Source organism: Candidatus Kinetoplastibacterium crithidii (genome assembly GCA_027557655.1).
GTDB classification, from domain to species: Bacteria; Pseudomonadota; Gammaproteobacteria; order Burkholderiales; family Burkholderiaceae_B; genus Kinetoplastidibacterium; species Kinetoplastidibacterium crithidii_C.
The window spans coordinates 30709-54440 of sequence record CP064915.1 but is presented as its reverse complement, the minus strand read 5'-3'; the positions used below and the strand labels follow the sequence as shown (position 1 = coordinate 54440).

At 31.1% G+C, this 23732-nt stretch carries 22 protein-coding genes; 12 read left to right on the top strand and 10 right to left on the bottom strand.

Annotated features, from left to right (window positions below):
• Positions 1-2 precede the first annotated feature (2 nt).
• The 5 genes from I1N47_00270 to atpB all read right to left on the bottom strand — a co-directional run bounded on the left by I1N47_00270 (position 3) and on the right by atpB (position 3866).
• Positions 3-1544: a F0F1 ATP synthase subunit alpha gene (locus I1N47_00270; protein ID WBF65607.1), complete on the bottom strand. Its 1542-nt coding sequence runs from the start codon at positions 1542-1544 to the stop codon at positions 3-5.
• A 31-nt stretch (positions 1545-1575) separates the two neighbouring features.
• The gene (locus tag I1N47_00265; protein WBF65606.1) at positions 1576-2115 is read right to left on the bottom strand and encodes a F0F1 ATP synthase subunit delta; all 540 of its coding nucleotides are present in this window, start codon (positions 2113-2115) and stop codon (positions 1576-1578) included.
• 14 nt (positions 2116-2129) lie between these two features.
• Positions 2130-2600: a F0F1 ATP synthase subunit B gene (locus I1N47_00260; protein ID WBF65605.1), complete on the bottom strand. Its 471-nt coding sequence runs from the start codon at positions 2598-2600 to the stop codon at positions 2130-2132.
• Positions 2601-2675: 75 nt separating this feature from the next.
• Positions 2676-2915, bottom strand: a complete 240-nt coding sequence (atpE, locus tag I1N47_00255) for a F0F1 ATP synthase subunit C (GenBank protein WBF65604.1) — start codon at positions 2913-2915, stop codon at positions 2676-2678.
• Between the two features lie 69 nt (positions 2916-2984).
• Positions 2985-3866 carry a F0F1 ATP synthase subunit A gene (atpB, locus tag I1N47_00250; protein ID WBF65603.1) on the bottom strand — a complete coding sequence of 294 codons (882 nt, stop codon included), beginning with the start codon at positions 3864-3866 and terminating at the stop codon, positions 2985-2987.
• 541 nt (positions 3867-4407) lie between these two features.
• On the opposite strand from atpB, the gene I1N47_00245 reads away from it, so the two are divergent.
• Both I1N47_00245 and I1N47_00240 read left to right on the top strand, forming a co-directional pair.
• Positions 4408-6216 carry a M61 family metallopeptidase gene (locus I1N47_00245; GenBank protein ID WBF65602.1) on the top strand — a complete coding sequence of 603 codons (1809 nt, stop codon included), beginning with the start codon at positions 4408-4410 and terminating at the stop codon, positions 6214-6216.
• Positions 6206-6559, top strand: a complete 354-nt coding sequence (locus tag I1N47_00240) for a dihydroneopterin aldolase (protein ID WBF65601.1) — start codon at positions 6206-6208, stop codon at positions 6557-6559. The genes I1N47_00245 and I1N47_00240 overlap by 11 nt, the downstream gene beginning before the upstream one ends.
• Positions 6560-6577: 18 nt before the next feature.
• On the opposite strand, the gene I1N47_00235 is transcribed toward I1N47_00240, so the two are convergent.
• Positions 6578-7804 (bottom strand): murein transglycosylase A, encoded by a 1227-nt coding sequence (locus I1N47_00235; protein ID WBF65600.1) that lies wholly within the window; start codon positions 7802-7804, stop codon positions 6578-6580.
• A gap of 133 nt (positions 7805-7937) precedes the next feature.
• Here I1N47_00235 and rpe point away from each other — a divergent pair, with 133 nt between their 5' ends.
• The 6 genes from rpe (at position 7938) to trpC (ending at position 13507) form a co-directional block, all read left to right on the top strand.
• Complete coding sequence (rpe, locus tag I1N47_00230; GenBank protein WBF65599.1) at positions 7938-8654, top strand: ribulose-phosphate 3-epimerase; 717 nt, start codon at positions 7938-7940, stop codon at positions 8652-8654.
• A complete protein-coding gene (locus I1N47_00225) occupies positions 8647-9357 on the top strand; it encodes an HAD-IA family hydrolase (protein WBF65598.1) in 711 nt (236 codons plus the stop codon). The genes rpe and I1N47_00225 overlap by 8 nt, the downstream gene beginning before the upstream one ends.
• Positions 9358-9547: 190 nt before the next feature.
• Entirely contained in the window at positions 9548-11071 is a 1524-nt protein-coding gene (locus I1N47_00220; protein ID WBF65597.1) for an anthranilate synthase component I, read from the top strand.
• 15 nt (positions 11072-11086) lie between these two features.
• Complete coding sequence (locus I1N47_00215) at positions 11087-11653, top strand: aminodeoxychorismate/anthranilate synthase component II (protein WBF65596.1); 567 nt, start codon at positions 11087-11089, stop codon at positions 11651-11653.
• 14 nt (positions 11654-11667) lie between these two features.
• Positions 11668-12693, top strand: a complete 1026-nt coding sequence (gene trpD / locus I1N47_00210) for an anthranilate phosphoribosyltransferase (GenBank protein ID WBF65595.1) — start codon at positions 11668-11670, stop codon at positions 12691-12693.
• Between the two features lies 1 nt (position 12694).
• Entirely contained in the window at positions 12695-13507 is an 813-nt protein-coding gene (gene trpC, locus I1N47_00205; GenBank protein ID WBF65594.1) for an indole-3-glycerol phosphate synthase TrpC, read from the top strand.
• Between the two features lie 26 nt (positions 13508-13533).
• Here trpC and glmS read toward each other — a convergent pair whose 3' ends face one another.
• Both glmS and glmU read right to left on the bottom strand, forming a co-directional pair.
• A complete protein-coding gene (gene glmS, locus I1N47_00200; GenBank protein ID WBF65593.1) occupies positions 13534-15366 on the bottom strand; it encodes a glutamine--fructose-6-phosphate transaminase (isomerizing) in 1833 nt (610 codons plus the stop codon).
• Between the two features lie 195 nt (positions 15367-15561).
• Positions 15562-16950, bottom strand: a complete 1389-nt coding sequence (gene glmU, locus I1N47_00195; protein WBF65592.1) for a bifunctional UDP-N-acetylglucosamine diphosphorylase/glucosamine-1-phosphate N-acetyltransferase GlmU — start codon at positions 16948-16950, stop codon at positions 15562-15564.
• A gap of 124 nt (positions 16951-17074) precedes the next feature.
• On the opposite strand from glmU, the gene I1N47_00190 reads away from it, so the two are divergent.
• Positions 17075-17914, top strand: a complete 840-nt coding sequence (locus I1N47_00190; protein ID WBF65591.1) for an NUDIX domain-containing protein — start codon at positions 17075-17077, stop codon at positions 17912-17914.
• Here the strand turns inward: I1N47_00190 and I1N47_00185 are convergent.
• Complete coding sequence (locus I1N47_00185; GenBank protein WBF65590.1) at positions 17880-20402, bottom strand: cation:proton antiporter; 2523 nt, start codon at positions 20400-20402, stop codon at positions 17880-17882. The genes I1N47_00190 and I1N47_00185 overlap by 35 nt on opposite strands.
• 41 nt (positions 20403-20443) lie before the next feature.
• On the bottom strand, positions 20444-21295 hold the full coding sequence (gene rpoH / locus I1N47_00180) for an RNA polymerase sigma factor RpoH (protein WBF65883.1): 852 nt from the start codon (positions 21293-21295) through the stop codon (positions 20444-20446).
• 330 nt (positions 21296-21625) lie between these two features.
• Between rpoH and I1N47_00175 the strand changes: the two genes are divergently transcribed.
• From I1N47_00175 to mlaD, 3 genes are read left to right on the top strand one after another with little or no spacing between them, the layout of a single operon-like run.
• Complete coding sequence (locus I1N47_00175; GenBank protein ID WBF65589.1) at positions 21626-22456, top strand: ATP-binding cassette domain-containing protein; 831 nt, start codon at positions 21626-21628, stop codon at positions 22454-22456.
• Positions 22440-23216, top strand: coding sequence for a lipid asymmetry maintenance ABC transporter permease subunit MlaE (gene mlaE, locus I1N47_00170; protein ID WBF65588.1), 777 nt, complete (start codon positions 22440-22442; stop codon positions 23214-23216). Before I1N47_00175 ends, mlaE begins: the two co-directional genes overlap by 17 nt.
• A gap of 4 nt (positions 23217-23220) precedes the next feature.
• Positions 23221-23724, top strand: coding sequence for an outer membrane lipid asymmetry maintenance protein MlaD (gene mlaD, locus I1N47_00165; protein WBF65587.1), 504 nt, complete (start codon positions 23221-23223; stop codon positions 23722-23724).
• Positions 23725-23732: the final 8 nt, after the last annotated feature.

The following is a 23732-nucleotide window of genomic DNA, read 5'->3' as shown; positions in this document are numbered from 1 at the left end:
AGCTAAAAAACAGTATTTTGCTTGAACTCTTTAATAGCCTCAGTCAAAACATCTTCATCATTCTTAGACAATTCACTAGATTTTTCTATTTGATTAATAAGGTCAGCAAAGTTAGTTTTTAAAAAATCCTTCAATAATTTTTCAAAAGTTAAAACTCTATTTACATCTACATCATCTAGAAAACCTTTAGTTACACAAAATAGCGAAACAGACTGTTCCCATATTGAAAAAGGTTGATATTGTTGTTGTTTCAATATTTCTACAACTCTTTTTCCTCTTTCCAATTGTCTACGAGTAGCCTCATCAAGATCAGAAGAAAATTGGGAGAAAGCTGCTAGCTCTCTATACTGCGCTAAATCAGTTCTAATACCACCTGATAATTTCTTTATTACCTTAGTTTGTGCTGCTCCACCTACTCTAGAAACTGATATACCAGCATTAATAGCAGGCCTTACACCAGAATTAAACAAATCAGTTTCTAAAAATATTTGACCATCTGTAATAGAAATAACATTAGTTGGAACAAAAGCAGATACATCACCAGCCTGAGTTTCAATTATAGGCAATGCTGTCAACGAACCTGTCTTACCTTTTACAACACCATTAGTAAATTTTTCTACATACTCAGGCCTAACTCTAGAAGCCCTTTCTAGCAATCTAGAATGCAGATAAAAAACATCACCAGGATAGGCTTCTCTGCCAGGAGGTCGCCTTAAAAGAAGGGATATCTGTCTATAAGCCCATGCCTGTTTAGTCAGATCATCATAAACTATTAAAGAGTCCTCGCCTCTATCTCTAAAATATTCCCCCATAGTGCAACCTGCATAAGGAGCTATATACTGCATAGCAGCCGAATCTGATGCTGTTGCAACAACTATAATTGTATATTCTAATGCTCCGTATTCCTCAAGTTTTCGAACCACATTATTAATAGAAGATGCTTTCTGGCCAATTGCTACATAAACACAGGTAACATTTTTATCTTTTTGATTTATAATTGCATCGATTGCAACACTTGTTTTGCCTGTTTGTCTATCTCCAATAATCAGTTCCCGCTGTCCTCTACCTATTGGAACCATAGAATCTATAGACTTGATACCTGTTTGCATAGGTTGAGAAACAGTATATCTATCAATAACACCAGGAGCTACTTTTTCTATCACATCTGTCTCAGACGCATTTATGGGTCCTTTACCATCAATTGGCTCGCCCAATGCATTAACTACTCTTCCTTTCAGTTCAGGACCAACTGGAACTTCTAGGATACGACCTGTAGTTCTAACCTGATCACCTTCAGATATTTTGGTATAATCACCAAGAATTACGGCACCGACAGAATCACTTTCAAGATTAAGAGCTAACCCAACTATATTATTAGAAAATTCAATCATTTCACCTTGCATAACATCAGACAACCCATAAACACGTGCTATGCCATCTGTTACGGAAACTACTGTACCACTTGTACGGATGCTGATAGAAGCATCCATGCCCTCTATTTTGTTTTTAATAAACTCACTAATTTCTGAGGGGTTGAGCTGCATAAATAACTCCTGGAATATATCAATATTTATTTTATATAGCTAAAAGTACATTTTTTAGCTCATCTAGCTTATTTTTTATAGATGCGTCTAAAATCCTGTCTCCAACGACAACTTTCACGCCACCTATCAAAGATTTATCTATTAAAACCTGAGGCCTTAACTTTAAATTAAATTTTGCCTCAAAAATTGAAATCATATTATTAATTTGCTCATCAGAAACTTGAAAAGCAGTAAAAATTTTTGCTAATGCTACCCCTTCATGTTTGTCTTTCAGCTCTTTCAAAAAGCATAGAATCTGAGGAACAATAACAAATCTTTTCCTTTCTAAAAGAACTTTAATAAAAGCACTTTTTTTCGTTGTTTTTTCTAGTGACAATAGCTCCAAAAACAAATCAAGTTTTATAGATTTTTCAAAATTAGGATGATCTATAAATAGAAAAAAATAATCATTGGACATTAATGAAGAAATATCTTCAAGGAAACCAAGCCAATCTTCTAACGAATTGTCGTTTTGCGCTATGACAAAAAGTGCTTCAGCATAGGATTTTGCTGTTATTGAAAAATCTGCCATAAAAAACCTAAAATTTAAAGCCGAGCCTCAAGATTATCTAGTATTTCTTTATGCTCTGCAATATTAACTTCTCGCATCAGAATCTGCTCAACCCCTTTTATAGAAAGAAGAGCAATATCCTTCCTTAATTCATCTTTAGCATGACACAAAACAGTCTCAACATCATTTTGTGCCTGAGACAAAATCCTAGCTCTTTCTAACTCAGCATCATTACGAGCTTGTTCTAATATTCTAGCGACCTGCTTCTCAGCGTTAGAAATACGAGTTTGAGCCTCTTTTTTTGCTTCATCAGATATTTGCTTAACCTTCTCATTAATTGCGGAAAGACTATTAACACCTTTTTCAGCAGCTAATAATCCATCTGCTATCTTTTGACGTCGTTCATCAACAGCACTAATAAGATGAGGCCAAACAAAACGCATTGTCACCCAACCAAAAATAAAAAACACAACCATTTGGAAAAAAATCGTCGCATTTAAATTCACGTTATCTCATCTCCAAAAACAATACATAAAATAGCTAAACAAAAATACTAGCAATGGAAAATTTTTAATTAAAACTTAAACAAATGGATTTGCAAAAGCAAATAACATAGATACACCAACACCAATCAAAAATGCAGCATCTATAAGACCAGCAAGCAAAAACATCTTTGTTTGTAAAGCATTCATCAATTCTGGTTGTCTAGCAGATGCCTCAAGATATTTTCCACCCATTATAGCAATTCCGATACAAGCGCCAATAGCACCCATTCCAATAATAAAAGCACAAGAAATAGCAACGAAAGCTCCATTTGTCATGATAACCCCTTTTTAATATACAAAAAAAATAAACTCATAAAAAATAAAAACGACGCAACAAACCCATTATTAATGATTTTCATACGCTTGACCTATATAAACAAGCGTCAACATCATAAAAATAAAAGCCTGCAGAACAACTATGAGTATGTGAAAAATAGCCCATAAAGAACCTGCTAATATATGAGCGAAACCTAAAGAACAACTCATGAAATTTAAGCCAGTCCAAGAACCACCTAACAAAGCTATTAACATAAAAATTAATTCCCCAGCAAACATATTACCAAACAATCTCATTCCAAGAGAAACTGTCTTTGCGAGATATTCGATCACATTTAATGAAAAGTTTGCCGGAGCTAAAAACAATAGACCCAAACCACTCGCATGAAATGGTGAGGTAAACATACTTTTAATAAAGCCACTTAAACTCTTTAATCTAATACTATAATATATGACAAGCAAAATAACACCCATTGACATCCCTATGGGAATATTTATATCTGCTGTAGGTAATATTCTATGATAATAAAACAAATCTTTTTCACTTAGACCAAGACCCATCAGATTAAAAATCCTTGAAATCAAATCGACAGGTAGAAAATCTAAAGAGTTCATAATCAAAACCCAAAGAAATACAGTCATAGCCAACGGAGATACAAAGGCCCTACTTCTTTCATCTGGCAGAATAGAAACCGCTTGCTCATCAACCATATCTAAAATAATTTCAACAAAAGCTTGTAATCTACCTGGAACACCAGAAGTTGCTCTTTTTGCAACCACTAGCAACAAACCAACTACCAATAAACCCATAAAAATAGACCAGAACAATGAATCAAAATTAATTACATTAAACTGTACTATAGAACCCTGCGGTTCCCCAATACTATTCATATGAACTAAATGATGTTGAATATATAAAGATTGTGGAGATATATCACCTTCAGATAGCATATTCTAACCTTATTATTTCTATAAATAATTAATCTTATTAAAAAGATAAAATTAAATTAATAAACTATACAAATACTTACAAAGTATCTGCACTACAAAACTTTTAGAAACACACCACAAACTAAAAATGTAAGCATACCATACTAAACAATCACAAAATAGATATGAAAACATACATACCAAAAAAACAGAGAAAAACATTTTTATAAAAAGACCAAGCAAAAACAAATAATCAGAATAAATATAAAAAAAATTATTTACAATGTTACAATAAAGCATAAAGAATAAACTTGGTATAACACAGCTCAGTCCGCCAAGCATAGACGAAAAACCAAGATTAGCACTTTTAAGAAAAAAACTTACAGCAACAAAAAATGCAAAAAACAATTGGAATAAAACTATTTCTTCAATAGAAAATTTTTCTATATACTTCATTTCACAAATAACCTAATAGTAATCTTTTAAACAATAATATTCCACTTAATAAGTTCTGAATAAATTATTTGTGAAAGTATATAACAAATAGAAAACTAAATTAAATATGTTAATGATTAAAAATGAAAAATTACCAGATAATTTTGTATTATACAACATAGAAATTTTTGACTTATATGGACATAGATACAAAGTTACAATAAACCTAGACAATACAAATAATAAGCAGATCGTATATATTCCAACGTGGATACCTGGAAGTTATGTTATAAGAGATTTTTCTAGCAATATAGAACAAATTAAAGCTTATTCTCAGAAAAAATCTATTCAAATAACTAAATTAGATAACAGCACTTGGATAATAGATGAATGTCAAGATCCTGTCCAGATAGAGTATATAGTATATGCTTATGACGATTCTGTAAGAGGAGCATATCTTGACATAAATAGAGCTTTTTTTAATGGAACCAGTGTATTTTTATGCATAGATAACTTAGAAAACTTGCCTTGCATAATAAATATTCAATTAACAACCCAATGCAAAGAAAAAAAATGGCAAATATACACAAGCTTACAAGAAATTAATTCTATCAAAGAACAAAATAATGATAATGAATATAATACCTATATTGCAAATTCTTATGATGCTTTGATTGACTCCCCTGTAGAAATTGGAACTCCAACCATCTGTGAATTTCTTTCCTTTGGAACAATACATAAAATAGTCTTCTCCGGCTTTTCATCAAAGATAGATAAAAATAGAATATCTACTGACATAAAAAAGATTTGTGATGAGCAAATTTCTTTCTTTGATCCATACACCAAGATACCCCCATTCATAGATAATGGAAATATTTTTATTTTTATCATAAACATAAATGATAAACATTTTGGAGGAATTGAACACAGATCATCAACTGTTATTAGCACAAAAAGAAAATTTCTACCTACAGAAAATATCAAAAAACAACCAAAAGAATATAGCGAATTCTTAAGCTTAATAAGCCATGAATATTTTCATTCCTGGCTTATTAAGAGAATCAAACCTGCCTCTTTCATAAAATATGATCTAAGAAAACCAACACTAACAAATCTATTGTGGATATTTGAAGGTTTTACTTCTTATTACGAGTATATATTTCTATTGAGATGCAAACTAATCAATCAAAATTATTATTTAAATATATTATCAGAAAGAATTAATAAAACGATAAATTATCCCGGCAAATATAAACAAACCCTAGAAGAAAGTTCTTTTGATGCATGGATTAAATTTTATAAACAAAATGAAAACTCTATAAACTCAACTGTAAACTATTATGAAAAAGGATCCTTGATCGCATTTGGAATAGATACTGAAATTCGGAAACAATCAGAAAACAAATATTCCTTAGATGATCTTATGAGATTTTTATGGCAAAAATATGGAAAATATTTTTATATTACAATACAAAAAGGACTATCTAACGACGATTTTGTGAAAGATACCAAAGAAGCTACTGGAATAGATATTAGTTATATAATTAATAAATATGTAAAAGATATAGATGATATACCAATCGCTCAATGGTTAGATTACTATGGATTGAAATTAGAATGTATAAATAAATTACAACCCACTCTACAAATGAATACATTTGATAAAGATGGTAAGGTTATAGTAAAGAATGTTATAGATAATGGAGCAGCATATAGTGCTGGAATATCTTCTGGTGATATCTTGATAGCAATCAACAACCTAAGATTAGATTCTACTCAAGACCTTATAGATATAGTAAAATTACATAAAATTGGAGATGAAATATTAGTTCATTTATTTCATCTTAATGAATTAACATCTGTAACAGTCAGGTTATCAACTACAGATAAACTCTATAGGATAAAAAATACAGGAAAACCAATAAATGGCATATAGAAAAATTATTATCTCTAATTTAATTATAGAAACCAATATAGGAATATTGGAACATGAAATTAATAAAAAGCAAACTATAGTAATAAATGCCAAATTTAGTATAAAACATAAGAATATATTAGATGACAATAACATTAAATCTATTTTGGATTATAGAGATCTAAGAAATATAATAATAGAAGAAACAAGCAAACAACACATCAAATTGGTAGAGACCCTTTTAGATAAAATCAAAGATCGAATAATCAAAGAATTTCCAGAAATAGAAACATTAAATATTACAATTGAGAAACCAATGGCTTTTCAAGATTGTTCTATAGGAGTAGAAATATCTTACCCTTAAAAATGAAAGAACTATAAACTAATTAAAAAATGAAGACCATTTGTTCTTAGGCCATAAAATCCACATTCTATAAGAATAGTCTGTAGTATTTGCTTTCTCAGTAGCATCAAATCCTGAACCCCAAAAAAAATCAGACCTATCTGCACCTTTAATAAGAGATCCTGTATCTTGAGCAAACACTGTTCCATATAACAATTCGTTAGAATTTAATAAATTATTGGTTGAAAAAAATATCGGCGTCCCTAAAGGGATAAAATTACTATCAACTGCAATTGATCTCATAGGAGTAAGTTCTATTCCGTAAGATCCAATAGGACCAACAGCAATATCTAGCTCATTAACCTCATGGAAAAATACTACTCTTGGATTCTTATTAATCAAATCTTTTGTCTTTGTTGGATTTTCTAGCATCCATTTTTTTATATTCTTATATGACGGATTAATTCCTTCATTCTCTAACAACCATTTACCAATTGATACAAATGGATATCCATTACTAGATGCATAACCAACTTTGATAAGTTTTCCTTTATCCGGACCATCTTGCAGAAAAATTCTTCCAGAACCTTGAGTTCCTAGGAAAACACTGTCAAAGGCATTATCTAACCAAGCTATTATTGGCAATTCTTCACTTCTATTTCCTAAACTCTCTCTAGAATCGTAAGGAATAACCCTGGATCCTGATAATTTGCCTCTAATAATCATACCTTTTAAATCTAAGTTAAACAGTCCTAGATCAATAGTTACTAAGTCATCTGGGACAGCAAATATTGGCCATTGATACTTATCAGTTCTATGACGAGATCCTTTGAAAAAGGGTTCACAATAACCGGTCATTTTACAATTAACCAATTTATTATTAGAGGTGAAAGCCCATGGATCTAAGTATTTTTGAAAGAATTCCCTAATAGATTTATTGTCTTTATTTTTAGAAGAATTTTCATAATCAAAAGCTGCATTACATACTGGACTCCATACTTCAGAAGACACAACTCTATGTATTCCTTTACAATCTTTGTTTTTAATAATAAATCTACAATTTTTTAAAAAAACATCCCAAACAGTCATAAAATCATCATCAAACCAACTTGGTACTTGATCCCAAGATACAGATTTAAAACTGACTGATGATCCATTATATCCGTCACCACTTAAAATTAATTCTTCTTTTGCAAACACATTGCTTACAAAAATTATAAAAAATATTACAATTACAAGAATTCGATAATTTTTGTTATATATCATATAAATACTCAAATACTAAAAAAATATACCATTAATTAAATCCTAATTAATTTATAATAGACAAGTATGTAAATATTGTCTAATTGCCGTATAACATTATACGCAAACTGTAAATAATAATTTTGAGACTTAAATGAATACAAATAATCTATCTGCTTTGATAGCACCCAGCATATTATCTGCTGATTTTTCAGCAATAGGTGAAGAAATAAAACAAGTCACAAATGCTGGGGCAGATTGGATCCATATAGATGTTATGGACAACCATTATGTACCAAATCTAACAATTGGACCAATAGTTTGTAAAGCAATAAAAAAAATTGCAACAATACCACTTGATGTACATCTTATGGTAGAAAATGTTGATTTACTTATTCCTGAATTTTCTAAATCAGGTGCTGACATTATCACAATACATCCAGAAACATCAAAACACCTAGACAGAACCTTGTCTCTAATTAAAGACTGTAACTGTAAAGTAGGGTTAGCTATTAATCCTGCGTGTAATTTGCAGATTTTAGATTATATAATGGATAAAATTGATTTAATACTAGTTATGTCTGTAAATCCTGGATTCGGTGGACAAAAGTTTCTACCAATGTCTATCCAAAAAATTAAAGATATTCGCAAGAAAATAAATGAATGGTCTTTACAAAATCGCAATAAATCCATCGTGCTACAAGTTGATGGAGGAATTAATGTTGATAATATAGCAAAAATTCGTTCTGCAGGAGCAAATTCTTTTGTATCAGGATCTGCGATATTCGAATCTGATAACTATAAAAAAACTATTAGTGCCATGAGAATGGAAATTCAAAAATCTGATGCTTTACAATTAAATTATGAATAAAATCTCATCAGTTTTACTAGATCTAGATGGAACATTGATAGATTCATTATTAGATATAACTGATTCTATTAATCATATGAGAAAAGATTTAGATTTAATAAGTTTACCTGAACATATAATAAAAGGATTTATAGGGAAAGGCATTGACAATTTAATCAAAAAATCATTATATGATTACATAATCAGTAAAAATAATACGCTAGATAAAGAAAAACTCTTCAAGAAAGCAAAAGATTTATTTTCCCAATATTACTGTAATTGTAACGGGAATAGAACTGTTTTATATCAAGGAGTTTTAGAAGGTTTGGATAAACTAAGAAAAGAACAGCTATCACTATCTATAGTAACAAATAAGCCTAGTAAACCTACTTTCCAAATTTTACAAAAACTAAACCTATCTCATTTATTCTCTTATGTAATTTGTGGTGATACATGCCAACGTTGTAAACCCGCCCCAGATCAAATATTATTTGCATGTAAACAACTTAATGTTACACCAGAAGAATGTATTATGATAGGAGACTCTAGTAATGATGTCATGGCAGCTAGAGCTGCTAATTTAGCAGCAGTTTTAGTAGTACCTTATGGTTATCATAATAAAAAAAATATTTTAGAATTATGTGCAAATGATGTAATAGAAGACTTGACAAAAACATCTGATTGGATACATTGTTATAACAATTTAAATTATTACAATTTATGAATACTTTAATAGCAAAATTATGAATTGCAAACACAAACAAAATATCTATCCTAATTATTGGCTCTGGTGGTACTACTCCCCGGGTTAGTCTTTGTTTGGACAATTGAACTGTATTTTTGCGCTATCAAATATATAAAACCCGGAACTAAATAATTGTCCGGGTTTTTTTTTATTCATTTTAAGGAAAATTATGACAGAAATAGAATTTAAGTCACTCGTTGCCCAAGGCTTTAATAGAATACCACTTATTTCAGAAATATATGCAGATTTAGATACTCCTCTATCTCTTTATCTTAAATTAGCCCATTCTGGACCTAAAGCAGGAAAAATGAGTTGTCTTATGGAATCAGTTATAGGAGGAGAAAGATTTGGTAGATATTCTTTTATAGCCTTACCTGCAGAAACAATAATTAGATCTAGAGGAACTACTACAGAGGTTGTTACAAATGGCAAAGTAGTCGAAACATATGAAGGAGATCCTCTCAAATTTATCGAACAATACCAATCTAGATTCAAAGTAGCATTGCAAACTGGTATGTTGCGTTTTTGTGGAGGATTAGCAGGATATTTTGGATACGATACAGTTAGGCATATAGAACCGTGTTTAGGTATGCCTACAAAAGCATTCCCAGCAGGAATGGAAGAAGGTACGCCAGACATAATGCTACTTCATGTTGACGAATTAGCGGTAGTAGACAATATTGCTGGTCGTATATATCTAATAGTCTATGCGGATACCAACAAAACAGAAAGTTATTCCAAAGCTCAAAAAAGATTGCAAGAATTAAAACAACAACTTAAGAAAAACGTAGAAATACCATACAGTCTTTGTAGTATGCAAACATCCGAAGAAAGAGACTTCGGATCAGAAAAATACTTGGAAATGGTCAAGAAAGCAAAAGAATATATTGCTGCAGGTGATATTATGCAAATAGTTCTAGGAAAAGTCATAGCAAAACCTTATAGAGATGCTCCATTATCTCTATACAGAGCCCTAAGATCTTTGAATCCATCTCCTTATATGTATTTTTGGAATTTTGATGATTTTCAAGTAGTAGGTTCATCACCAGAAATATTAGTAAGACAAGAAAATGTTTCAGACAGTAATGGAAAAAATAAGTCGCAAGTTACTATTAGACCACTGGCAGGCACTAGAAAACGAGGATCAAATCCAGCACAAGATATTGAACTAGAGAAAAATCTAAAGTTAGATACTAAAGAAATAGCAGAACATGTAATGCTAATAGATCTTGCAAGAAGTGATATAGGTAAAATCGCAGAAATTGGCTCTGTGAAGGTCACTGATAAAATGTCTGTCGAAAGATACTCTCATGTTATGCATTTAGTATCTAATGTATCTGGATATTTAAAACCTGGAATGACTAGTATGGATGTATTAAAAGCTTCTTTCCCAGCAGGGACATTAACAGGGGCTCCTAAAATAAGAGCCATGGAAATAATTGACGAATTGGAACCTGTACGCAGAGGAATATACGGTGGAGCTGCTGGATATCTAAGCTATGGTGGGGAAATGGATCTTGCTATAGCAATAAGAACAGGAATAATAAAAAATGGAATTTTATATGTACAATCCGCTGCAGGTATAGTTGCAGACTCTGATCCAGAACTTGAATTGGCGGAAACAGAAGCAAAATCACGTGCTCTTTTACGCGCTGCTGAACAAGTCCAAAATGGATTAGATGAACCCTTCTAATTAAATGGAAAAAATATGTTATTAATGATTGATAATTACGATTCTTTTACTCATAACCTAGTTCAATATTTTGGTGAGTTAGGAGAAGAAGTTTGTGTCTTTAGAAATGATCAAATTACTTTAGAAGAAATACATTCTTTGAAACCTAGCAAAATTTGCATTTCTCCTGGCCCATGTGCTCCTTCTCAAGCTGGCATATCAATTCCATCAATATTAGAATTTGCTGGAAAAATACCTATACTTGGTGTATGTCTAGGACATCAAGCAATTGGAGAGGCATATGGAGGAACGATTGTTAGAGCGCCAAAAGTAATGCATGGAAAAACTGTTCAAATTAATCATAATGGGAAAAATATTTTTCAAAAAATTCCTTCACCATATACTGCTATAAGATATAACTCTTTAACTATAGATCCAAATACTTTTCCTGATTGTCTAGAAATAACTGCTAGAAGCGATGATGGAGATATTATGGGAGTATGCCACAAAGAACTAGCTGTATTTGGTGTCCAGTATCACCCCGAATCTATTCTAAGTGAATATGGGTATGAGCTATTACAAAATTTTCTTAAAATTAATTAATATTGGTGATAAATGTGACTATTTCAATTAATGAAGCATTAGTTCGCTGCATAGAACATCGTGAAATTTTTCATGATGAGATGTTATATCTCATGCAACTTATGATAAAAGGAGAAATTTCTCCTCAAATTGCAAGTGCGTTACTAATAGGCTTACGTGTAAAAAAAGAAACTATTGATGAAATAACAGCGGCAGCACAAGCTCTAAGAAGTTTTTCTCTATCGGTACCTTTTGAAAATAAAGATGACATATTAGATATGTGTGGCACTGGAGGAGATAATAGTAATACTTTTAACATATCTACTGCTGCAATGTTCGTAGCTGCTGCTGCTGGAGTTAGGATTGCAAAACACGGGAATAGAAGTGCCTCTTCTTCATCTGGTAGTGCAGATGTTCTAGAACAATTAGGAGCCAATATAGAATTAAATCCTCAACAAGTCATAGAATGTCTAGAAAATACAGGCATAGGGTTTATGTTTGCTCCTTTACATCAAAGGGCCATGAAGAATATAGCGAGTATAAGAAAAGAATTAGGAGTCAAGACTATTTTCAATATTCTTGGCCCGCTCACCAATCCAGCTGGAGCTAGCAATCAATTAATGGGAGTATTCCATCCAGACCTAGTAGGAATACAGGTAAGAGTATTACAAAAATTAGGATCGAAACATGTTTTAATTGTATATGGAAAAGAAGGTATGGATGAAGCTGGTCTTGGTAGTTCTACTATGGTTGGAGAATTAAAAAATGGATCTATACAAGAATATGAAATACATCCAGAAGATTTTGGAATGGCAATGATTTCAAATAGGAATATTAAAGTAAGTAATAGTATAGAATCTTGCGAATTAATCTTAGAAGCTCTAAATAATAAAGAAGGAGCTGCCCGTGATATAGTTGCCTTAAATGCTGGTTTGGCTATATATACTGCCAATAAATCATCCGACATAAAACATGGTATCCATATGGCATTTGAAGCTATAAAGAACAATTCAGCAAGAGAAAAACTAGAAGAATTCTGTAGTTATACGAGGAAATTTTAAAATGAGTGACCTTCTTAAAAAGATAATAGATGTAAAAAAAGAAGAAATATTAGCATCTAAAAAAAATTGTAGTGAACAAGAACTATTATCAAAAATTAATAATAATGATATAAGATCTTTTGAAAAAGCTATTCATAAAAAAATCCAAAATGGAGATCCAGCTATTATAGCAGAAATTAAAAAAGCTTCTCCTTCTAAAGGCCTTTTAAGTAAAAACTTTAACCCATCATTATTTGCAACTAGTTATGAAGAAAATGGCGCTGCCTGCATATCAGTATTAACTGACCAACAATTTTTTCAAGGATCTTCAGAATACTTAAAACAAGTTAAATCAGCTTGTTCACTACCGATACTTAGAAAAGACTTTATAATTAATAGGTATCAAATAGTAGAGTCTAGAGCCATGGGAGCAGATTGTATATTACTAATAGTAGCCGCACTAGAAAAAAATGAACTTTTTGAATTAGAGAATATAGCACTAGAACTAGGAATGGATGTTTTAGTAGAAACACATAATTTAAAAGAATTAGAAATAGCCTTAAATTTAAAAACTCCTTTGATTGGCATTAATAACAGAAATTTAAGAAATTTCGAAACTAATATCAAAACAACTATAGACCTCATTAAATTTATACCAGAAAACAAAACTATAATAACAGAAAGTGGCATAAACTCACCAGAAGATCTAAAATTTATGAGGGAAAATAAAGTTAATGCTTTCTTAATAGGAGAATATTTTATGAAATCGGATAACCCAGGAAAACAGTTGAAGACACTAATATCAAGTAATATTGAAAAAAGAAAATATATCTAGTTTTCAACAACCAATTAGAAAGTTATCTATTCAACTGTAACGCTCTTTGCTAAATTTCTTGGCTTATCTATATCAGTTCCTAATATTAATGCTGTGTGATAAGCCAAAAGTTGTAATGGAACAGTATATAAGATCGGCGAAATTACACCATAACATTCTGGCATATGAATAACCCTAATACCAGAATCATCTGAAATTGCGCTACCCTTATCAGCAAGAACATATAAATTACCACCCCTAGCTCTTACTTCCTGCATATTAGATTTTAATTTTTCTAGCAATTTATCACTAGGTGCTACTACAACAACAGGCATATGCTCAGATACTAGTGCTAATGGACCATGCTTTAACTCTCCAGCCGGATAAGCTTCTGCATGAATATAAGTAACCTCTTTCATCTTAAGAGCTCCTTCTAAAGCAATGGGATAATGTCGACCTCTACCTAAAAAAAGTGAATTACCTTTGTGGGCAAAATATTTAGCCCACTCCATAATAAGAGGCTCCAAAGAAAGCACAGAACTAATAGCAGAAGGTAAGTGACGTAAATCTCTACAATAAGCCATTTCTTGTTCTTTTCCTAAAATAGAACGAGATCTTGCTAATGCAATAGTTAGCAAAAATAAGGCAGTTAATTGTGTAGTAAATGCTTTTGTAGATGCAACACCTATTTCAATTCCAGCCTGCGTAATATAGCTAAAAGAACATGCTCTAACAATTGCACTATTATCCATATTACAAATAGCCATAGTATTTTTTAAACCAAGATCCTTAGCATGCTTTAATGCTGATAAAGTATCTGCTGTTTCTCCAGATTGAGAAATTGCTAAAACAAGCGTCCTAGGATTAGGCACACTATCACGATAGATATATTCGCTTGCTATTTCGACATCAACTCTTATTTTAGCTAAAGATTCTATCCAATACTTAGCCGTCATACCTGCATAATAACTAGTTCCACACGCAACTATTAAAACAGAATCTATCTTATTAAATAAATCATAATAATCTTTATCAAAAAAGTCGTGAGAAAGATTATTAACATTATGTAATGTATCTGCAACAGCTCTTGGTTGTTCAAAAATTTCTTTTTGCATATAGTGTCGATACTTACCAAGATTCGGAGTTGCTATAATATCATTCACAGAATGTCTATGTCTTTCTACATAATTACCATCAGAATCAATAATATTAATAGACTTACTTCTTAAATCAACTATATCACCATCCTCTAAATATATTAGATCTTTTATTTTATCTGATATGGCTAAAGAATCTGAAGAAAGATAATTTTCATTAACTCCTACTCCTATTATTAACGGCGATCCTTGTCTAGCACCTATAATCCTATCAGGTTCATTCGAGCAAAAAACAGCAATAGCATATGATCCTTTTAAAAGCTTAGTAACATTATGTACCGTTCTAAAAATATCACCATCGTAAAGATCGTTTAATAAATGGGCTAAAACTTCTGTATCCGTTTGACTCTCAAAATCATAACTATCCTTATCTAGACCATTACGAAGTTCTTCATAATTTTCTATAATACCATTATGAACCAAAGCTATAGTAGGTTTACCGAACTTATCTCTCGAAAAATGAGGGTGGGCATTATAATGAGAAGGCATACCATGAGTAGCCCAACGAGTATGGGCTAGACCTATACATCCATCAAATTGACAATCTATTAATTGTTTTTCTAAATCAGCAACTCTTTTCATACTTCTAACTCTAGTTAATTCTCCATCCTTAAATAAAGCTATCCCACAAGAATCATAACCACGATATTCCAAGCGCAATAATCCTTCAGTAAGTATGAACGCTATGTTACGATAAGAAATAGCACTGACAATACCACACATACAAACTCCCTCAAAACAACCTTATTAATTTAATGTTTCAGAATTTTTTATACAACATTATTTTATAAAATATAAAATGAATGAATAATAAAACCATATGACTTATAGAGTTACAAAAAATTTAGTATGAGCAACAAGAAAAATAATGCTAATTTATATTGGATAATATAAATTATAAAAAACAACTAATAAAAATTAACTCTTTTTTAAAAAGCCCTTATCTGGCCTTCTCCAATTTGCAATAGAGCACTGGCGTGTTCTAGATAATGTTAATTGATCTGCAGGAGCATCATTAGTTAAAGTTGTTCCAGCTCCCAATGTTGCTCTTGCCCCTACTTTAACTGGCGCAACTAACTGAGAACCAGAACCTATGAAGGCATTATCTTCAATAATTGTTTGATGTTTATTCAGTCCATCATAGTTACAAGTAATAGTACCTGCCCCTATATTAACATTTGAACCAATATGCGAATCACCTATATAAGTAAGATGATTAGATTTAGTATTTTTACCAAAAATACTATTTTTAATTTCAACAAAATTACCTATTTTAGAATTACTTCCAATACTAACACCTTTACATAATCTAGAAAAAGGTCCTACCTGAACACCTTTATCTAAAGTAACGCTAGATAAATGGCTATACGCTTCTATAATCACATTATCAGCTATGTTTACATCTTTAAGTACACAATAAGGACCAATTTTAACATTACTACCTAATCTAATGTTGCCCTCAAAAATACAACCAACATCTATAAAAACATCCTTGCTACACTTCAAAGATCCTCTAATATCTATCCTTTTATAATCTGCTAATGTAACCCCTGCATCCATAATAATCCTAGCTTGTTCTTCTTGCCAAATACGCTCAAGCTTTACCTGTTGAATATGATTATTTATACCTAATATTTCCCAATAATCATCAGGAAACCTTGAGTCTACAAAAACACCCTCTGAAACAGCCATGTCAACTATATCTGTAAGATAGTATTCACCTTGCATATTATTATTGGTTAGTTTACTAATCCATTTTATTAACATACTAGTTGGAGCTGAAATTATGCCTGTATTAATTTCCTTAATATTAAGCTCGATATTATTAGCATCTTTATGTTCAACAATCTTTTTAATACAACCATTGTGGTCTCTAATTATACGACCATAACCACTAGGATCATTTAGAAAACTAGTAAGGATGCTTAATCCATTTTTGCAAGATTTTAGAAGTCTATCCATTGTTGTAGTTCTGACCAATGGAACATCTCCATATAACACTAGAGTAGAACTATAGTTATTAGGACAATCCAACAAATTTGGAATAGATTGCTTAAATGCATGACCAGTGCCTAACTGTTCATTCTGAATTACTATATTAATCTTTTTAGAAAAATTTCTAATAAAAGATTTTATTTGTTCTGATTCTTTACCTACTACAATAGTTATTGTACTAGGATTCAGCGCTAAAGCGCTATCTAACACATACCCTAACATAGGACGACCAGCTAGATTATGTAACACTTTTGGGATATTAGATTGCATACGCGTACCTAATCCAGCAGCAAGAATAACAACATTAAGCATAATAAAATATAGCCATATATAAATTTAATTTAAAGTATTATATTATAAGAGCGCAATTTTAAAACAGCACTTTTAGTTATAAATAATCCAACTTACACAACTTATGCGCAGCATAATTATTAATATGATGAATAATAAGAGTATTTTTATAACACTTAGTAAACTAGAGTATGTATTTCAACAAATAAAAAACCATCTGAATCAACCAATACCAAATAATTATATTCCATTAAAAATTGCTATGAAAGCAAATGGTTATATAAATATAGAACTTGCTAAAAAAATTGAAAATCAAAAGCTTGGAAAAATAACAAGAAATTGTCTTTATATTGGTGATATTTCATTAAAAAATATTAATCCTTCCATAGATAAAATATCAAATTTAATAAAAAAATGCTTAACAAAAAAATGGAATAATGAATTGTTAGATATTGTAGATAATAATCAAAAAACAATTGGATACATAGAACGTTCTGCTGCCAGAGTTTTGGGACTCCAAACTAGAGTTGTACATTTGAATGCATGGAATTCTCATAATTCAATCTGGATATCTAAAAGATCTAATAAAAAAGCTATCAACCCTGGTAAGTGGAATACCTTAGTAGGGGGATTGGTAAGTTATAAAGAAGATATAAACCAAGCATTAACAAGAGAGTCTATAGAAGAGGCCAACTTAGATATATCAACAGTAAGCCAGCGATCAGAATTACTAAAAATAACTGATATCTATAAATTGACAAGTGATGGTTTTCAAATCGAAGAACTGTTCTCAAGCTCATGTTTACTAAATAATATGATCCCTTCAAATAAAGATGGAGAAATAGACATAATTAAAATCCATTCTATCGAAGAAATAATCAGATTAGTTGAAAGAAATGAAATCACTGAAGAATCATCACTTGTGATCATTAAAGACTTAATACAGAAAATTAAGACGGGTCTAAGTCTTCATCAGGAATTATAGATCCATGTTCTTTCCAAACATCTATGGCTAAAATTCTTTGTCTAGCAACATCTTCTATTCGCTCACGCAAAGCAAAATCCTTAGATAATAAAGCTTTTAAATCTTTTGCACTCAACAATAATAATTTACTATAGCCTAAAGAAGTTACTTTTGATATTAAATGAGCTTGACCAAATAAACTTAACTCGCCAAAAAACTCACCACTTCCTAACTCAATCTTAGTACCATCGGGCAAATGCATAGCTACAGCTCCTGAAGCAACAAAATACATATTATCACTATGTTTTTCTTTAGTTGTAACAATCTGATCAGGCAAAACAAGTATAGGCTTTAATAATCTACTAATTGCTTTGAGTGATTTGGGACTTAGCTCATGAAAAAACGGTACTTTTTTTATTAACTCGGAAGAACTTAATTCTATATCTAATTTAGGATTTTTATCTATATGACTCCATCTACTTTGAGATTTTGCAATTAAATCATCATAAATTTCTCCACTTATTAATGAATTCTCTAGCATATCAAGATATCTAACACGCTCTAACTCAAAGGCAGCACGGCCAAGATAAATTTCTTGCAGAGACATAGCATAGATAGGATATTGTAAAATCATTGCCTGCAATGCATTTTCTATATAATTTAAACGTTTATTATGAGCATTAATAATAATTTCAGTTATTTCTTTCCCTAATATTGGAGAAACTTGCTCTTTAGCAAAACAAATCAGACGTTGAGCTACTGATCTTTTACTCATCAAAGTTATAAATCTATAGCCTAAATTCTTTGCAAGCCAAAACTGAATACCAAAAACTCTTTGAAACCATAAAGAAATTCTAAAAGAAATAGAATAATGTAAATCATACTCAATAGCAGACTCAAAGCCGCACAATCCTTTATTACGTACAACATCTTCTAAATGTTCAGCTCTAGACAACAATGTATCAGCAACTTTCTCATCAACTAACTTAGCTTTTAATATATCAAGGAACATCTCTTGTTCACGTTGACATAAAATAGCTAAACCTGCTGATATTCTCTCTTCTCTGTTCATTTGAGCTAATTGAACATCATGCAATCTAGAAAGACTAGATCTAAAAACAGCTTGAACTCGCTCCAAAGACTCTTTACCTATATGCTCTGTTTGCGCTATTTCTTCCGTACGTTCTTGTAGTTCTTCTAAAGTTACTCCTAAAACTTGATTCCTTATTGTAGTTTCTATAGGAGATAATTCATTCAATTTTAAAACTCTAATTAAAGGCCTGAGAGTTATACCATTAACAAATAATGTCATTAAAACAAAACCTGTAGTAACTATTGCAATAAAATGTCTTATTTCTTCAGGAACTAAGGCATTTTCTGTTACAGCAAGAGCTAAAGCAAGTGAAACAGCCCCTCTTAAACCACCCCATAACATTACACATTTATAAGGCAGACTAACAGTTGTTCCCAACTTAGTAATACCTAAAACTGGCAAAAATCCAAAAATAACTATTGCACGAGCTAATAAGGTTACAACAAAAACTATCAAAATTAACTTTAACATATGCAAATCTAAAGTACCCATGAAACGAGGTATCAACATTGCAGAAAATAAAAAAATCAATGAGTTAGCCCAGAAACCTATTTGCCCCCAAAATTTTGATAAATATTTAGATGTAGTAGATGACATCCTTGTTCTTCCAGTAGAGCCAACAACCAAACCAGCTATGACTGTAGCAACGACACCAGAAACATGAAGATAGTGTTCAGAAATAAAAAATGATAGATATGCTAGAGTTAATGTCAGAGTTATTTCTGCAGCAGGAAAATCTCTAAGCCAAGCAAATAAAAAGCAAGCAAAACGACCCATTATATAACCAGCTATACCTCCTCCTATAAATAAAGCAATGAAATCATTCATAACAGTTTGCATTGATAACTCAGCTTTTCCTACTAACACAACTAGTAATACTGTATATAACGCTATAGATGCAGCATCATTAAATAAGCTTTCTCCCTCAACTAGGGTAGTCAAGCGTTTTGGTGCCCCTACTTCTCTAAATATACCAACTACAGCGACAGGATCAGTGGTTGCAACAATAGAACCCAGCAATAAACAAGAAACCAATCCATATGATGAAATTTCATTCAAAGTAAAACCTACAACTATAGTACAGACTACTACAGCTACAATAGCCATCATTAGAATAGGCCCAATATCATCTAATAATCTACGAACACTCATTGATAGAGCAGTCTCAAATAATAATACTGGAAGAAAAACCATTAGAAATGTTTCTGAAGAAATCTTTAATGATCCTAAAGATTCTAAAAAATCAGAAACAACTAAAGGAGCCCAAGAATGAGTATGTACTATTATTCCCAGAAAAAAACCTACTATAGCTAACAATACAGAATAAGGAAGTTTTATGCGAACAGCAATAGGTGATAAAAAACAGACTAGTGTTAATAAACCAGCTAATCCAAAAACAATAAAACCAACATTCATAAAAACTTCCTAAAAAAACAAATTAAAATTTTATATTCTAGCTATTTAGAATAATCTAGCAAGAAACTTCTCATTTTTTTCATAGCAGCAGACTCTATTTGTCTAATTCTTTCTGCAGAAACACCAAATTCTTTAGCCAAATCACTTAAAGTTAAATTTTCTTTATCTTTTAACCATCTAGACTCTACAATTCTGCGAGAGCGCTCATCTAATATATCCAAGGCCCCTTGCAAACCTTCAGTTTGCATTAAGTCTATAGATTTTTGATCTAATATATTATCAGGACACTGTCTATCATCTGATAAATAATATATTGGAAATGTTTTAACATTATCTTCTTGCTGTACTGGTCCATCAAGAGGAATATCACTACCATATAATCTTGTTTCCATTTCACGTACATCTTCTTCACGAACATTCAGAGTATTAGCTATATTATTAACCTTTTTAGAATCAAGTGAAGAATTATTAGAACTCATACTACGAAGATTAAAAAATATTTTACGTTGCGCTTTTGTTGTTGCAACTTTTACTAAACGCCAGTTTTTTATCACAAACTCATGTATTTCAGCTTTAATCCAATGAACTGCAAATGACATAAGCCTAACCCCTCGTTCTGGATCAAATCTTCTTATAGCTTTCATAAGTCCTATATTACCTTCTTGTATTAAATCAGCATGAGGCAGACCATAACCCAAATATTGTCTAGCTATAGAAACAACTAAGCGCAAATGGGATAAAACAAGCTTCCTTGCTGCTTCTAAACTACCAGTATCTCTTAAATTTCTTGCTAATTCTAGCTCTGCTTCAGCAGATAAAATTGGTAATTTATTTACAGCTGATATATAAGCCTCTATAGTACCAAGATTACCAAAATTAAATTCATCATGAATTGATACATCTTTCTTAAAAGGAACTAAAAATTTATTAGTTTTATCCACAATCGCACTCCCTGTTTTATATCCAATATTGATTAACAGAGCAACAAAATGAATGTATACATATTACACTTTATCGTACTATCTTACCTATATGTCGCATTAACTATGATATCTTCTTGTGAGCATGTTTTGACAACATAATTCATTATAAATGAGCATCTCTATATAATTTATGAAATAATGCTTTAAATTTAGAAGCACTTAGAAAAATAAAAATGGAGAGAAACCATAAATTAATTATGTAATTATAAATAAAAAAATATAATAAAACCATGTAATATTATGAATAAAACTAACAATGCTCTAACTTTAAGTAATCTATTTGCGGGTTATGGAAATAGAATAATATTGAATAATATTTCCCTAAAAGCAGAAAAAGGCAAAATTATAGCAATTATGGGTAGGTCTGGCTCAGGCAAAACAACCTTATTAAAAACAATAACAGGTCAATTACCAATAAAACATGGTAGTATCCATATTTTTGATAAAGATCTAGGTAATATATCCAGTAAAGATCTCAAAGATTTACGGAAAAATTTGGGTGTGTTATTTCAGCATGGTGCGTTATTCTCGGACCTGAATATATTTGAAAACATAGCTCTTCCTTTAACCGAACTTAGTGTTATATCCGATCGCGAATTAACAACAATAGTCTTGGAAAAACTTGATAGTGTTGGATTAAAAGCGGCAGCGCACTTACCAATAACAAAGATATCTGGAGGAATGGCAAAACGCGTTGCTCTTGCGAGAGCAATAATATTAAATCCAAAACTTGTATTATATGACGAACCTTTTTCAGGACTAGATCCTATTTCATCAGGGATAATAGCAGACCTCATAAAAACACTATCAAAAAAAAATGAATGTACATCATTACTAATAACTCATAATGTAAGAGAAACTTTCAAAATATCTGATATAGTCTATATAATAGATAATGGTATGATTGCTGCCTCAGGAACACCATTAGAACTAGTGAACTCAAATAATCCTTATGTTCAACAATTCATACAGGGCAATATTGATGGGCCAGTGGCCTTTCATTATCCAGAAACAGAAGAATATAAGAAATGGCTAAAAGAGCAAGAAAAAAAATATGATTACAATATCTAAAATAATTTACTGGATCTACCGTACAACATCAAACATAGGAAGGTTCGTTTGTTTTTTTATTAAAATATTGTCTTGTAGTAGCGTAATTTTTCAAAGGCCTAAACTATTAATAAAACAAATTTTTGTGCTCGGAAATAAATCCATATTAATCACAGTTATTTCTGGATTATTTATAGGATGTATTCTAGGATTACAAGGTTATTGCATACTCAATAAATATAAAGCAGAAGATGTTCTTGGTTTCACAATAGCACTAGCTCTAGTTCGTGAACTTTCTCCAGTTGTAACAGCAATGGTATTCATAGGTAGAGCTGGTACATCTATGGCAGCAGAAACTGCATTTATGAAAGCAGAAGAACAAATTATAGCCATGGAAATTATGGCTATAAATCCTGCAAAAATAATCTTAGCTCCTAGGTTTTGGGCTGGAACAATATCGGTGCCATTATTATCATTAATTTTTTCTGTATCAGGAATTATAGGAGGATGGATAATAGGAGTGATTATATCTGGAATTGATCAAGGAGTTTTTTGGTCTCAAATACAATATGGTATAAGTCTAAAAAATGACATACTAAATGGATTGATAAAAAGCATTATCTTCGGAATTGTTGCTTCATTAATATCACTATATGAAGGATGGGAATCTCGCTCTACGCCAGAAGGTGTTTCTGAATCCATAACTAATTCAGTAGTAAACGGTTATTTATCAGTATTAGCAATAAATTTTCTATTAACTATTATAATGTTCACGAAATAATTTTATGCATACAAAAAAATATAAAATAGAAGTATGGGTTGGCCTATTTGTTATTATAGGAGTTATATCTTTTATTTTTCTAGCGTTATATGCTAGTAATAGCAGATCTACTTCATTTTCTTCTGTCTATACTATTACGACACATTTTGAAGACATAGGAGGATTAAAAGCTAATGCTCCAGTAAAAAGTGCTGGGGTCAAAGTTGGTCGGGTAAAAAAGGTACAATTTAATGATAAAACTCTTTTAGCAGATGTTATTATAGAAATTGATAAAAGAATCCCATTTCCTATTGACACTACTGCTTCAATCTTAACTTCTGGAATTCTAGGTGAGCAATTTATAGGCTTAACTCCAGGTGCTGAAGAAACAATGTTAGAAAATAAAGGTGTAATTATAAATACTCAAAGTGCTTTATCAATAGAACATTTAGTTAGCAAATTACTTTACTTTCTTGTAGAAAAGGATGATGTAACCAAATCCAATAGTATTTTCGCTAATCAATATTAATAACAGCT

Bases quoted from the DNA above. Each gene is read 5' to 3' on its own strand.
- I1N47_00270 (WBF65607.1), bottom strand. From the start codon at position 1,544: ATGCAGCTCAACCCCTCAGAAATTAGTGAGTTTATTAAAAACAAAATA.
- I1N47_00265 (WBF65606.1), bottom strand. From the start codon at position 2,115: ATGGCAGATTTTTCAATAACAGCAAAATCCTATGCTGAAGCACTTTTT.
- atpE (WBF65604.1), bottom strand. From the start codon at position 2,915: ATGACAAATGGAGCTTTCGTTGCTATTTCTTGTGCTTTTATTATTGGA.
- atpB (WBF65603.1), bottom strand. From the start codon at position 3,866: ATGCTATCTGAAGGTGATATATCTCCACAATCTTTATATATTCAACAT.
- I1N47_00245 (WBF65602.1), top strand. From the start codon at position 4,408: ATGTTAATGATTAAAAATGAAAAATTACCAGATAATTTTGTATTATAC.
- I1N47_00240 (WBF65601.1), top strand. From the start codon at position 6,206: ATGGCATATAGAAAAATTATTATCTCTAATTTAATTATAGAAACCAAT.
- I1N47_00235 (WBF65600.1), bottom strand. From the start codon at position 7,804: ATGATATATAACAAAAATTATCGAATTCTTGTAATTGTAATATTTTTT.
- rpe (WBF65599.1), top strand. From the start codon at position 7,938: ATGAATACAAATAATCTATCTGCTTTGATAGCACCCAGCATATTATCT.
- I1N47_00225 (WBF65598.1), top strand. From the start codon at position 8,647: ATGAATAAAATCTCATCAGTTTTACTAGATCTAGATGGAACATTGATA.
- I1N47_00220 (WBF65597.1), top strand. From the start codon at position 9,548: ATGACAGAAATAGAATTTAAGTCACTCGTTGCCCAAGGCTTTAATAGA.
- I1N47_00215 (WBF65596.1), top strand. From the start codon at position 11,087: ATGTTATTAATGATTGATAATTACGATTCTTTTACTCATAACCTAGTT.
- trpC (WBF65594.1), top strand. From the start codon at position 12,695: ATGAGTGACCTTCTTAAAAAGATAATAGATGTAAAAAAAGAAGAAATA.
- glmS (WBF65593.1), bottom strand. From the start codon at position 15,366: ATGTGTGGTATTGTCAGTGCTATTTCTTATCGTAACATAGCGTTCATA.
- glmU (WBF65592.1), bottom strand. From the start codon at position 16,950: ATGCTTAATGTTGTTATTCTTGCTGCTGGATTAGGTACGCGTATGCAA.
- I1N47_00190 (WBF65591.1), top strand. From the start codon at position 17,075: ATGATGAATAATAAGAGTATTTTTATAACACTTAGTAAACTAGAGTAT.
- I1N47_00185 (WBF65590.1), bottom strand. From the start codon at position 20,402: ATGAATGTTGGTTTTATTGTTTTTGGATTAGCTGGTTTATTAACACTA.
- I1N47_00175 (WBF65589.1), top strand. From the start codon at position 21,626: ATGAATAAAACTAACAATGCTCTAACTTTAAGTAATCTATTTGCGGGT.
- mlaE (WBF65588.1), top strand. From the start codon at position 22,440: ATGATTACAATATCTAAAATAATTTACTGGATCTACCGTACAACATCA.
- mlaD (WBF65587.1), top strand. From the start codon at position 23,221: ATGCATACAAAAAAATATAAAATAGAAGTATGGGTTGGCCTATTTGTT.